Genomic DNA, 11,731 nt, shown 5'->3' with positions numbered 1-11,731 from the left:
ACGATCGACACCATCCGCAAGGACCGCGAAGCGATCATCGTCACCGAGATTCCCTACCAGGTGAACAAGGCAACCATGGTCGAGCGCATCGCCGAACTGGTGCGCGAGAAGAAGATCGACGGCATTTCCGACCTGCGCGACGAATCCGACCGCGACGGTTTCCGCGTCGTGGTCGAACTCAAGCGCGACGCCGTGCCCGACGTGGTGCTGAACCAACTCTACCGCTACACGCCACTGCAGACCAATTTCGGCGCCAACATGGTGGCGCTCGACGGCGGCCGGCCGCAGTTGATGAATCTGAAGGATCTGCTGACGGTGTTCATCGCCTTCCGCGAGCAGGTCGTCACGCGGCGCACCAAGTTCCTGCTCAACAAGGCGCGCGACCGCGCGCATATCCTGGTCGGCCTTGCAATTGCGGTTGCCAACATCGACGAGGTCATTCGCGTTATCAGGACATCGCCAGACCCGACCACCGCGCGCGACATCTTGATGTCGCGCGACTGGCCCGCCAGGGACGTCGAGACGATGATCCGCCTGATCGACGATCCGCGCCACAGCGTATCGCCCGACGGCACCGCGCGGCTGTCGCTGGAGCAGGCGAGGGCCATCCTCGACCTGCGCCTGCAGCGCCTGACCGCGCTCGGCCGCGAGGAGATATCCGAGGAACTCGACAAGCTGGCGATAGAGATCGCCGACTATCTCGACATCCTGCGCTCGCGCGCGCGTGTGCAGGCGATCATCAAGACCGAACTCGCCGAGGTGAAGGACGAGTTCGCCACGCCGCGCCGGACCATGATCGTCGAGCAGGAAGGCGAGGTCGAGGACGAGGACCTGATCCAGCGCGAGGACATGGTGGTCACGGTCTCGCACGCCGGCTACGTCAAGCGCGTGCCGCTCTCGACCTACCGGGCGCAGCGCCGCGGCGGCAAGGGCCGCGCCGGCATGCAGACCCGCGACGAGGACTTTGTCAGCCGCCTGTTCGTGGCCTCGACCCATACGCCGGTGCTGTTCTTCTCCTCGAAGGGCCAAGTTTACAAGGAGAAGGTGTGGCGGCTGCCGATGGCGGCGCCGAATGCGCGCGGCAAGGCGATGATCAACATCCTGCCGCTGGAGCAGGGCGAGCGCATCACCACGATCATGCCGCTGCCGGAGGACGAATCCTCCTGGGGCAACCTCGACGTGATGTTCGCCACCACAGGCGGCACCGTCCGCCGCAACAAGCTGTCAGACTTCGTCGATGTCCGCCGTTCCGGCATCATCGCGATGAAGCTCGGTGAGGGCGAGGCGATCGTCGACGTGCAGATCTGCACCGAGCACCACGATGTGCTGCTGACGGCGGCCGGCGGCCAGTGCATCCGCTTCCCCGTCACCGACGTTCGCGTCTTCACCGGCCGCACCTCGATGGGCGTCCGCGGCATCGCGTTGGCCGAAAACGACACGCTGATCTCGCTGGCGATCCTGCGCCATGTCGAGACCAGCTCGGACGAGCGGTCGGCCTATCTCAAGATGCGCCGCGCGGTGGCCGGCGAGACCGCGGCGGAAGAGCCCGCCGATGCCGAGGGCGAGGAGAGCTCAGGTTCGCTGCAGCTCTCGCAGGAGCGCTACGCGGAAATGTCGGCGCAGGAGCAGGTGGTGCTGACGGTCTCCGTCAACGGCTACGGCAAGCGCACCTCGTCCTACGAGTACCGCACCACCGGCCGCGGTGGCAAAGGCATCGTCGCGATGAGCGTCAACAACCGCAACGGCAAGCTGGTGGCGTCGTTCCCGGTCGAGCACAGCGACCAGATTATGCTGGTCACCGACAAGGGTCAGCTGATCCGCTGCCCGGTCGAGGACATCCGCATCGCAGGCCGCTCGACGCAAGGCGTCATCGTGTTCGATACGGCGGAAGACGAGCACGTCGTGTCGGTCGAGCATATCTCGGAAGACGAGAACGGCGAGAACGGGAACGGCGGCTAAGGCCGCCGTAACCCGGGTGAAGCGCCGCGAAGCCCGGGATCAGCCTTTCGGATGTATTGATTGGATTTGCCGCCTCGCCTGACGGGCAAGCACCCGATCGACCATCGCTCCTGCCGTGCCAAGATAGTTTGACGGTTCGCACAGAGCGGCGAGCTGATCGCGCGGCAGGGCTGATACGATCGCGGGACGCCGCAGCAGGGCGTCCAGCAGCCCATCACCCTTGGCAAACGCGTCGCGGCAGGCGGCGTAGACCTCGTCATGCGCGCTCTGGCGGCCAAGCGCGGGTGCGAGCCCCATCATGACGGCTTCGGCCACGATCAGGCCGCGCGTGGAATCGAGGTTCCGCTTCATCGCGGCGGGCTCGACGATCAGGCCCGACAGCATGAACTGTGCCTGCGCCAGCGATCCGGCGGCGAGCAGGCAGGCCTGCGGCAAAGCGAGCCACTCGCAATGCCAGGGGCCGGTGGCGCGCTCGAGATCCTGCACCATCGCGTCCAGCATCAGTGAGGCGGCGTCGCGCGACGCTTTCGCATTTGCCAGCAGGATTTCCGAGGAAATCGGATTGCGCTTCTGCGGCATGGTCGAGGACGCCCCGCGATGCGAGGAGAACGGCTCGAACACCTCGCCGATCTCGTTCGCCATCAGGAGCATGACGTCGTAACCGATCTTGCCGAGCGCGCCGCAGATCACCGCCAGCGTCTGCACCATCTCGACCAGCCCGTCGCGGGCGACGTGCCAGGTGATGTCGGGTTCGGCGAGGCCGAGCGCGCGGGCGTAGGCGGCACGCACGTCCAGTCCACGATCGCCGAGCGAGGCCAGCGTTCCCGCCGCGCCGCCGAGCTGCGCCTGCAGCGCGCGCGGCTTTGCCTGTGCCAGCCGCTCGGCCAAGCGCTGCAGCGACGAGAGCCAGATCGCGGCCTTGTGGCCGAAGGTGATCGGCAGCGCCTGCTGCAGATGGGTTCGCCCCGCCATCGGGGTATCGCGGTGCAGGCGGGCGAGATTGGCCAGCGCGGCCATGACGTCCGCAAGCTGCGCTTCGAGCAGGATGACAGCCTCGCGCAATTGCAGCACGGTCGCGGTATCCATGATGTCCTGGGTAGTGGCGCCCCAGTGCAGATAGCGGCCCGGCTCGCCGAGCTGTTGCGAGAGCTGGCGGACCAGGCCGACGATGGGATAGCCGACATTCTCGGTGTCGATTTTCAGTTGCCCGCGATCGAGCACGACCGCCGGAGCATGGCGCGCAATCGCCTCGGCCGCCTCGCGTGGAATGACGCCGGTTTCGCCCTGGGCCACGGCAAGCGCGACCTCGGCCTGCACATAGGCCTTGAGCACGGCGTCGTCGGAAAACACCGCCCGCATGGCCGGCGTGGAGAACACGTCGCGATAGAGGACGTTGTCGAACATGGTGCTGGCCATCGCGGTCATTTCACTCCTTGATTGCGCGGCAATGGCAATAATGCATGCCAATTTGTCAAGAGCGGATGCGGAGCCGGCGAAGCGATGCGGCATCGAGGCATCGGCGAGCCACGCCGACGCAGGTATCAATGATGGTGCGGCGCCAGTTCCTCCGGTCCGGAGCGCCGCGCCAGACCGCCGCCGTCGATCCAGCGCCGCGTCGACTGCACCGCCCGTTCAATGAGGCTCCCCGATCCCGAGAAGTCGAACGGAGAGACCGCGAGCGGGCACAGTGTGGGGACAAGATGAACGTCGATGTTCGCCGGGACCGTCTCCAGCTCATGCCTGAGCTGCCAGGCAATCATCAGCGTGATCGCGTGCAACGCCTTGCCCACCGCACTGCGTGGCGGCTCCTTCAGCGCACAGGCGTAACCTGTCGGAAGCACGATGATCCGTTCGGCGCCGAGTTCTGCCGCAAGCCGCATCGGCGTATTGGCGGCGAAGGAGCCGTCCATCAACGGCTCGCCGTCGATCTCCACGGATGGGAATATGGCGGGGATCGCCGTGCTGGCCAGGATCGCCTCGAGCGCGGGACCCCTGGAAAGGCGGACAATCTGACCCTGCAGATTGGTGGCCACGATGCAGAGCGGAATCTGCGCGTCTTCCAGCCGCGCGAAAGGCAGATTCGCTTCGATCACACCGCGCAGTCCGCCCGGATCGACCAGGTAGTCGGGATGTCGGAGCAACCCGACGGCGGTAGCCAGGCTGAACGGAAAGATGTCCGAGCGCTTCAGGCCACGCCAGATGCCTTCCAGTCTCGCCACGCAATCGATGTCCGGCGCGCCGGCAAAGTAGGCCGCATTGAGAGCTCCCACCGACGCGCCGACGACGAAATCCGGCCGCACGCCGGCAGCGAGCAGGACGCGCAACATGCCGACCTGGATCGCACCGAGGCTGCCGCCCCCGGTGAAGACAAAGGCGGTATTCTTGCCAGCGTAGGTCATCGCGGAGACGCCGATGGGTTGCCGAGGCTATGCCGGATTGGATGCGTCTCAAACAAAATAGTTCCGGGCTGGCGCGCGTCCACCATGAGCGCCGTGAGCAGATTTGCCAAAGCCGCTATCGAAGCTGACTGGCTGCCCTCAGGCTGACGCCGACACGAGCCACAGACCCACATGCAGGCCGCGCCCGTCTGCTCCGATATTCGCGGCGAGCGCGTTTCGAACCGCTTCCGTGGCGCGCATCCGTTGCTCGTCCGAGGCATTTTCGAGGAGCGCGGGCAACGGGCCGGCCTGCGTGATGAATGCCATGCTTTGCGTGGTGTCCTTGCCGTCAATAGGCACATCGGTCGACTTAAGCACGACCTCGCGAAACCCGGCCCCGGTCAGGATGTCTCGCAGGCGCTCCTCGCGCGCCAACGAGAACATCCCCGGTGCCAATGGATCCGCCGGCGGCTGAGGCGGCACATGCGGCCGAGCAGTCTCGATCGGCACGTGAAACCACGGACTCTCCGGCAGGGTCCGAAAGCAGACGAACACCAGCCGCCCGCCCGCCTTCATGCCCCTGCGGATATTGGTGAAGGCCCTGACAGGATCATCGAAGAACATCACGCCGAATCGTGAATAAACAAGATCCGCCCAGTGCGGTTCGAAGGCGTAGCTCGTCGCGTCGGCCAGTGCAAAGGCCGCGTTGCCAAGTGTCGCCTCGGCGGCACGATGCTTGGCGAAGTCGATCATCGGGACCGAGACGTCGACGCCCAACACAGCGCCTGATGGTCCAACGATCCTGGCAAAGGCCAACAGAGTGTCGCCGGTGCCGCATCCGATATCGATCACTTGCTCGCCAGGCTTTGCGGCCGCGGCCTCCAGGCTGACGCGCGTGACCGACGAGAAGACGTCACTGATCACGGCCTGCTGAGCAACCCATGAGTGACCCATGGTGCTGTTCCAAAACTCTGCTCCACGGCTGTTTGGCGTAGGTGCTGGCATTTGGCGAAATGTCCCGGTTCTAAAAAGCCGATGAAAATATCCTTACAGGCTGCCCGATATCTCAGGTCGAACGCAAGGCCGAAATGCCCCGCAACGGGGCCGTTGGCAGGCATCGGCAGTGAGGGAGGCGCAACCTTCACGCGGGAGGGGGTCTCCGGACAGGCATGACAAAATAATTGTTCAACCTGCCTGCGGATTGAGCTACGACGCGCGTCGCCAACTGAAAAACCGGAATGCGCTGATCGTGGTCCATATCGATGAGAAACTAGAGCCTATTCTTGCTGAAGTTCTACGGCGGAATGCAGGCGAGGAAGAATTCCATCAAGCCGTCAAGGAAGTGCTGGATAGTCTGGGTCGCGTGGTGGCCAAGCATCCCCGCTATGCCGATCATGCCCTGATCGAGCGGCTTTGCGAGCCGGAGCGTCAGATCATCTTCCGCGTTCCGTGGGTGGACGACACCGGACAGGTGCGGATCAATCGCGGCTTCCGGGTGCAGTTCAACTCGGCCCTTGGCCCTTACAAGGGGGGGCTGCGTTTCCATCCTTCCGTCAATGTCGGCATCATCAAGTTTCTCGGCTTCGAACAGACGTTCAAGAACGCCTTGACCGGCATGCCGATCGGGGGCGGCAAAGGAGGATCCGACTTCAATCCGCGCGACCGCTCCGAGGGCGAGATCATGCGGTTCTGCCAGTCATTCATGACCGAGCTCCATCGTCATCTCGGCGAGTATACCGACGTGCCGGCGGGTGACATCGGCGTGGGCGGCCGCGAAATCGGCTTCATGTTCGGCCAGTACAAGCGGTTGACCAACCGCTACGAAGCGGGCGTTCTGACCGGAAAAGGACTGGTCTATGGCGGTTCGCGTGCCCGCACGGAGGCGACCGGCTACGGCGCGACGTACTTTGTGCAGAGCATGCTGGCAACGAAAAGACATTCGTTCGACGGCAAGCGTGTGGTGGTATCCGGCGCGGGGAATGTCGCCATCTATGCCATGAAAAAGGTCTCCGAGTTCGGCGGCAAGGTCGTGGCCTGCTCGGATTCCAACGGATACGTCGTCGACGAGAACGGCATCGATCTCGCGCTGGTCAAGGAGATCAAGGAGGTTCGCCGCGAGCGGATCGCCGAATACGCGCGGCGCCGAGGCGCCAGCGCGCGTTACATCGAGGGCGGGTCTGTCTGGGATGTGCCGTGCGACGTCGCGATGCCCTCCGCCACGCAGAATGAACTGACCGGGAAAGACGCCCGCACCCTGGTCCACAACGGTATTGTCGCTGTCGGCGAGGGCGCCAACATGCCGTGCACGCCGGAAGCGGTGCGCGTCTTTCAGGAGGCCGGCGTCATGTTCGGACCGGGGAAAGCCGCCAACGCCGGTGGCGTGGCGACCTCCGCGCTGGAAATGCAGCAGAACGCCTCGCGTGATAGCTGGACGTTCGAACAGACCGAAGCGCGGCTCGCCACCATCATGCGCGACATTCACGACCGCTGCGCCGAGACTGCCGCAGAATATGGCGCTCCGGGCGACTACGTGCTGGGCGCGAACATTGCCGGCTTCGTTCGCGTCGCGGAGGCCATGGAAGCGTTCGGCGTGATTTGAAGCGCACCGGCCCGCGGGTTGCGGCGGGCGCTAGATCTCGAGCTCCGTGCCGAACTCAACCACCTGCTTCGCCGGCACGTCGAAGAACGCGGCGGTGCGTTCGGCATTGCGTTGGAGGAACGCGAACAGCGCTTCTCGCCAGACCCACATGCCCGGGATATCCTCGCGCGGGATGATGGTCTCGCGGCCGATGAAATAGGTGATATCGGTGAGATCGATGCCGGGCAGCTTGCCTTGCTTGCAGGCAAGGATAAGGCCCTCGTAGATCGTCGGATACTGCATGAAGCCGTAATGCAGGATGACGCGGGTGATGCCCGGGACGATCTCGACGATCTCGGCGCGATCCTCGTCCGATATGCGCGGCGATTCCTCGATCTGCACGGTGACCAGCAGCACGCGCTGGTGCAGCACGTGGTTGTGCTTGACGAATTGCGTCAGCGCCAGCGGCACGCCCTTGGGCGAGGACGCCAGGAACACGGCAGTGCCGGTGAGCCGGGCATGACAGCGATTGACCGCGGTCTCGATCAGATCCTCTTCCGGCTGGCGCAGTTTTCCGCGCGCCTGCTCCACCAGCTTGACGCCGCTGCGCCAGGTCAGCATCACGAAGGCGATGATGGCGGCGAGCAGCAGCGGAAACCATCCGCCCTCGAGCAGCTTGACCGAATTGGCCGCGAAGAAGGTGGCGTCGATCGCAAAGAAGAATCCGTTGACCGCGATCACGATGAACGGCGAATAGCCCCACTGGATCGCCACCAGCGCCGCAAGCAGGGTGGTGATCGCCATCAGGAGCGATACGGCGATGCCGTAGGCGCCGGCGAGGGCTTCCGAGGAGCCGAAGTGCAGCACGGCGCCCAGCGTCGCGGCGGCGAGCAGCCAGTTCACCAGCGGCACGTAGATCTGACCGATCGCGTCGCTGGTGGTGTGCGTGATGTGCATCCGCGGCAGGAAGCCGAGCTGGATCGATTGCTGGGTCAGCGAAAACACGCCGGAGATGATCGCCTGCGACGCGATCACGGTCGCAAGCGTCGCGAACGCGACCAGCGGATAGTGCACCCAATCGGGTGCGAGTTGGAAAAACGGATTCTCGATCACGCTGGGATCGGTGATCAGCAGTGCCGCCTGCCCGAAATAGTTCAGCACCAGCGCGGGCAGCGCCACCGCGAACCAGGCCAGCCGGATCGGCATGCGGCCGAAATGTCCCATGTCGGCGTACATCGCCTCGCCGCCGGTCACGGCGAGAAAGGCGGCGCCGAGGATGGCAAAGCTGACGTGAAAGTTCTGGTGGATCAGGAAGTCGAAGGCGTATAGCGGGCTGAGGGCGACGAGCACCCCGGGCGCCTTGACGATGCCGTGGATGCCGAGCGCGGCAAGAACGGCGAACCAGCCGACCATGACTGGACCGAATATCCGGCCGATGAACTGGGTGCCTTGCCGCTGCATCAGGAACAACCCGATCAGGATGATGACCGTGATCGGCACCACGACGGGCTCCAGCGCCGGTGCATCGACCTTCAGGCCTTCGATCGCGCTGAGCACCGAGATCGCCGGCGTGATCGCGCCGTCGCCATAGAGTAGGGCGGCGCCGATGAGACCGACCACCAGAAGCCTGGCGCGCCACGTTCCGGCCTGCGCGTGGCGCGCATGCAGCAGTGCCAGCAGCGCGACAATGCCGCCTTCGCCGCGGTTGTCGGCACGCAGGATGAGCAGCGCGTATTTGATCGAGATGATCAGGATCAGCGCCCACAGGATTAGCGAGACGACGCCGAGCACAGCGTCATTGGTCAGCGGTCCGCCATGGGTCGCGGCCCTGGCGGCTTCCTTGAGGGCATAGAGGGGGCTGGTGCCGATGTCGCCATAGACGACGCCAAGGGCGCCGATCGTGGCTGCCGTGGGGAGGGTGGCGGGATGGCCGGCGGTTGCAGCTGGCGTACTGGTCACGGGCGCCCCCATTGGCCTCGCGCCCGCCGATCAGCCGAGGCGCACGCAACAGTCTGCGACGAGACGTCGCAAATTGCTATGGGGCTTCGAGGTGTCGCGAATGCGTTTTGCTTATTGCGTGCGTGACGTCGGTGCTCGGGTGTGTTGCCCAAGACGCCAATGGCGAGCAGGGGGGCATCCCTGCTCGCCACTGAGGCGTTCCTTGGAGGCTTGGAACGAAAACCGGGCCGTTACGGCGTGCGGTCGGCGGTCACGAGGCGGGCTTCCTTCACCACCGACTTCGAACCGGCGGTGCGGAGGCAGGAAGCCTCGAAGTTCGGCCATGACTGCTGCGAGCAATCCTTGCCGACGGTACGGATATCCAGGCGGTCGCCCTTGGCCAGCGCCTGCGGCACCTTGGCTTCGACCTGGGGGGCGAAGCCCGGCAGCACGGTCAATGCGGCGGCAATGAACGCGGCAGCGGCGACTGCGGAAAAAGCCTTGATCATGACGGTCCCCTGAGATGGGCCTTGGCGGCCCCGTCGTTTCGTTGGGGAAGTTGTAGTTAACGCAAGTTTCCTCCCGTCTTCGCGGGCGCCTGAAATGGTTTCGTCGCAGCCGAGTTTTGTTTCGTCAGGCCGTTTCGGACGAAACAATCGCCGGAACCCGAGGGGTTTCTGGTACTGGTTCACCGGCCGAGCCGAATTGGGCCAGCGGGCGAGATGTGGAACCAGTCCGGCTTGCCCGGTCGCCCGGAGCGGAGTAGACGGGAGCCCATGCCCCGTATTGCGCTCTATCCCGGCTCATTCGACCCCATCACCAACGGCCATCTGGACGTGGTGCGGCATGCCGTTACCCTGTGTGACCGGCTGATCGTCGCCATCGGCGTCCATTCCGGCAAAAAGCCGCTGTTTTCGACCGAGGAGCGGCTCGAAATGGTCAAGGCGACGTGCGAGCCGATCGCGCAACAGGCCGGCTGCGCCTTCGACTGCACCACCTACGACAATCTGACCATCACCGCGGCGCGCCAGGTTGGCGCGACCGTCATGATTCGCGGGCTGCGCGACGGAACCGATCTGGACTACGAGATGCAGCTCGCCGGCATGAACGAGGCGATGGCGCCCGAGGTGCACACCGTGTTCGTTCCGGCCTCGCCGGCGGTTCGCATGATCACCGCGACGCTGGTCCGCCAGATCGCCGGCATGGGCGGCGACTTCACCGCCTTCGTGCCGCCCCAGATTGCCGCGAGCCTGAAGAAGAAATTCGCCGGCTGACGCGGCCTGCGCGAGCACATGCTTTTCAGTTTCACACCAGCGGAGCTTTCATGATCCGAATTCTTGCCGTTCTCTTCGCGCTGTTCCTGGCGGCACCCGCCGTCGCCCAACAGCTGCCCGCCGGTCTCGACAAGGCGAATGCGATCGTGATCGACACCACCAAGGGCCGCATCGTGATCAAGCTCAGGACCGACCTCGCGCCCCAGCATGCCGAGCGCATCAAGCTTCTGGCGCGCGAGGGCTACTACAACAACGTTCCGTTCCACCGCGTGATCGAAGGCTTCATGGCGCAGACCGGCGATGGCAAGAATTTCAACGGCACCGGCGGCTCTAAATATCCGAACCTGCCGGCCGAATTCTCCAACGTGCCGTACAAGCGCGGCATCGTCGGCATGGCGCGCACCAGCGATCCCAATTCGGCGAACTCGCAGTTCTTCATCATGTTCGCAGACGGCTCCTCGCTGAACGGCAAGTACACCGTGATCGGCGAAGTGGTGTCGGGCATGGATGTGGTCGACAAGATCAAGCGCGGCGAACCTGTCGCCGATCCAGACAAGATGGTGAAGGTGCAAGTCGCATCCGACATCAAGTGAGGCGATGAGGTCGGCGCGGCGCAGGCATTTGCTCTGGTCCGTCGCCGCGCTGGCGTGGCTTGCCTCCGGCGTCACAGCCTCGGCGCAGCCGCGGCAACTCGACAGCCTCAAGGACGTGTTCGCCAAATTGTATTCGTGCTGGCAGCCGCCGCCGGCCTCGCGCGCCAGCCCGATCGACATTACCGTCATCGTCAGTTTCAACCGCGAGGGCGCCATTCTCGGTCAACCAAGGATTACCTACGAGACCGCCGGCGCCGGCGACAGCGACCGGATCGCATATCGCGTTGCGGTCATGGAAACTTTGCAACGCTGCACGCCGTTGCCACTTACCGAGGGACTGGCCGGCGCGATCGCCGGCCGGCCCTTCGCGATCACTTTCAGAACCCGTAAACGTCCACCCAAACCGGAAGAGAAACGAGCATGGCTGATACAGAAAATACTTTGATCCTTGAAACCACCCAGGGTCCCGTCACCATCGAGATGCGCCCCGATCTCGCGCCGGGCCACGTCGCCCAGATCCAGAAGCTGGTGCGCGACGGCTTTTACGACGGCATCGTGTTCCACCGCGTGATCGAGGGCTTCATGGCGCAGACCGGCTGCCCGCACGGCACCGGCACCGGCGGTTCCGGCAACAAGCTGAAGGCCGAGTTCAACAAGGAACCGCATGTGCGCGGCACCGTGTCGATGGCCCGCGCTGCCAATCCGGATTCCGGCGACAGCCAGTTCTTCATCTGCTTCGACGATGCCTCCTTCCTCAACGGCCAGTACACTGTCTGGGGCAACGTCACCTCGGGCATGGAGAACGTCGACAAGATCAAGCGCGGCGAGCCGGTGCAGAACCCGGACAAGATCGTGAAGGCGCGGATGGCGCTGGATGCGGCTTGAGCGTCGAGAAACAAACTCCAATGTCATGCTCCGCGAAAGCGGGGCATCCAGTACTCGCCGGCCTTGGTAATAAGAAAGGTCTGTGATTACTGGATCGCCCGCCTGCGCGGGCGATGACGGGCTGGG

At 64.5% G+C, this 11,731-nt stretch carries 11 protein-coding genes; 6 read left to right on the top strand and 5 right to left on the bottom strand.

What is annotated here, in order from left to right:
• A partial coding sequence (locus tag V7E26_RS18670; protein WP_324418709.1) for a DNA gyrase C-terminal beta-propeller domain-containing protein occupies nt 1-1,959 on the top strand: 1,959 nt, incomplete at its 5' end.
• A 39-nt stretch (nt 1,960-1,998) separates the two neighbouring features.
• On the opposite strand, the gene pcaB is transcribed toward V7E26_RS18670, so the two are convergent.
• The 3 genes from pcaB to V7E26_RS18655 all read right to left on the bottom strand — a co-directional run bounded on the left by pcaB (nt 1,999) and on the right by V7E26_RS18655 (nt 5,291).
• Nucleotides 1,999-3,375 (bottom strand): 3-carboxy-cis,cis-muconate cycloisomerase, encoded by a 1,377-nt coding sequence (pcaB, locus tag V7E26_RS18665; protein WP_442893428.1) that lies wholly within the window; start codon nt 3,373-3,375, stop codon nt 1,999-2,001.
• A 125-nt stretch (nt 3,376-3,500) separates the two neighbouring features.
• Nucleotides 3,501-4,358 carry a patatin-like phospholipase family protein gene (locus tag V7E26_RS18660; protein WP_324418704.1) on the bottom strand — a complete coding sequence of 286 codons (858 nt, stop codon included), beginning with the start codon at nt 4,356-4,358 and terminating at the stop codon, nt 3,501-3,503.
• Between the two features lie 138 nt (nt 4,359-4,496).
• Nucleotides 4,497-5,291 carry a class I SAM-dependent methyltransferase gene (locus V7E26_RS18655; protein WP_324418703.1) on the bottom strand — a complete coding sequence of 265 codons (795 nt, stop codon included), beginning with the start codon at nt 5,289-5,291 and terminating at the stop codon, nt 4,497-4,499.
• 295 nt (nt 5,292-5,586) lie between these two features.
• Here V7E26_RS18655 and gdhA point away from each other — a divergent pair, with 295 nt between their 5' ends.
• On the top strand, nt 5,587-6,936 hold the full coding sequence (gdhA, locus tag V7E26_RS18650) for an NADP-specific glutamate dehydrogenase (protein ID WP_324418715.1): 1,350 nt from the start codon (nt 5,587-5,589) through the stop codon (nt 6,934-6,936).
• Between the two features lie 30 nt (nt 6,937-6,966).
• Here the strand turns inward: gdhA and V7E26_RS18645 are convergent, their stop codons facing one another.
• Complete coding sequence (locus V7E26_RS18645) at nt 6,967-8,886, bottom strand: potassium transporter Kup (RefSeq protein ID WP_442893427.1); 1,920 nt, start codon at nt 8,884-8,886, stop codon at nt 6,967-6,969.
• A gap of 218 nt (nt 8,887-9,104) precedes the next feature.
• Entirely contained in the window at nt 9,105-9,362 is a 258-nt protein-coding gene (locus V7E26_RS18640) for a hypothetical protein (RefSeq protein WP_324418699.1), read from the bottom strand.
• Nucleotides 9,363-9,629: 267 nt separating this feature from the next.
• Between V7E26_RS18640 and coaD the strand changes: the two genes are divergently transcribed.
• The 4 genes from coaD to V7E26_RS18620 are packed head-to-tail and all read left to right on the top strand — an operon-like array spanning nt 9,630 to nt 11,605.
• Nucleotides 9,630-10,127: a pantetheine-phosphate adenylyltransferase gene (gene coaD, locus V7E26_RS18635; RefSeq protein WP_324418697.1), complete on the top strand. Its 498-nt coding sequence runs from the start codon at nt 9,630-9,632 to the stop codon at nt 10,125-10,127.
• A gap of 50 nt (nt 10,128-10,177) precedes the next feature.
• On the top strand, nt 10,178-10,720 hold the full coding sequence (locus V7E26_RS18630; RefSeq protein ID WP_324418695.1) for a peptidylprolyl isomerase: 543 nt from the start codon (nt 10,178-10,180) through the stop codon (nt 10,718-10,720).
• Between the two features lie 4 nt (nt 10,721-10,724).
• The gene (locus tag V7E26_RS18625; protein ID WP_324418693.1) at nt 10,725-11,165 is read left to right on the top strand and encodes a hypothetical protein; all 441 of its coding nucleotides are present in this window, start codon (nt 10,725-10,727) and stop codon (nt 11,163-11,165) included.
• The gene (locus V7E26_RS18620) at nt 11,141-11,605 is read left to right on the top strand and encodes a peptidylprolyl isomerase (RefSeq protein ID WP_324418691.1); all 465 of its coding nucleotides are present in this window, start codon (nt 11,141-11,143) and stop codon (nt 11,603-11,605) included. The genes V7E26_RS18625 and V7E26_RS18620 overlap by 25 nt, the downstream gene beginning before the upstream one ends.
• The last annotated feature ends 126 nt before the right edge of the window (nt 11,606-11,731 follow it).

This window comes from Bradyrhizobium sp. (genome assembly GCF_036735945.1).
Taxonomy (GTDB): domain Bacteria; phylum Pseudomonadota; class Alphaproteobacteria; order Rhizobiales; family Xanthobacteraceae; genus Bradyrhizobium.
This window is presented reverse-complemented; position numbering and strand designations above follow the sequence as displayed.